Origin of the sequence: Streptomyces alkaliphilus, assembly GCF_014141535.1 — a bacterium.
Taxonomy (GTDB): domain Bacteria; phylum Actinomycetota; class Actinomycetes; order Streptomycetales; family Streptomycetaceae; genus Streptomyces; species Streptomyces alkaliphilus.
In genome coordinates, this window is the sequence record NZ_VKHT01001745.1 from 1 (window position 1) to 441 (window position 441).

At 68.3% G+C, this 441-nt stretch carries 1 protein-coding gene; it reads right to left on the reverse strand.

What is annotated here, in order from left to right; genetic code table 11:
• Positions 1-60: 60 nt before the first annotated feature.
• Entirely contained in the window at positions 61-291 is a 231-nt protein-coding gene (rpmE, locus tag FNQ90_RS26585; RefSeq protein WP_153427545.1) for a 50S ribosomal protein L31, read from the reverse strand.
• Positions 292-441 lie beyond the last annotated feature (150 nt).

The window sequence follows — 441 nt, forward strand, 5'->3', positions numbered from 1 at the left end:
GGTACGGAAAACGCCGGCCCGGCCGCTCTCGCGGAGCGGTCGGACCGGCGCCCCGGGGTGCTACTTCTTGGCCGCCTTGGCCGCGGCCTGCTTGCCGAAGCGGGCCTCGAAGCGGGCCACGCGACCACCGGTGTCGAGGATCTTCTGCTTGCCGGTGTAGAAGGGGTGGCAGGCCGAGCAGACGTCGGCACGGATCGAGCCGCCGTTCACGGTGCTGCGGGTGGTGAAGGAGTTGCCGCAGGTGCAGCTGACCTGCGTCTCGACGTACTCCGGGTGGATGTCGCGCTTCATGGTGTCTCCTGTGTCGGGGAGGGTGCCGGGTCGCGGCGCCGTTTGCGCCACGTGAACCGGGACCGACGCACCAGTGTGCCGGCACTGGTCGTGACAGCCAAAACGTGACGGGAGGGGCCGGTATTCCCCTGTCCCTTTTACAAATCTGAC

Coding starts and splice junctions, on each gene's coding strand:
- rpmE (WP_153427545.1), bottom strand. CDS start 291: ATGAAGCGCGACATCCACCCGGAGTACGTCGAGACGCAGGTCAGCTGC.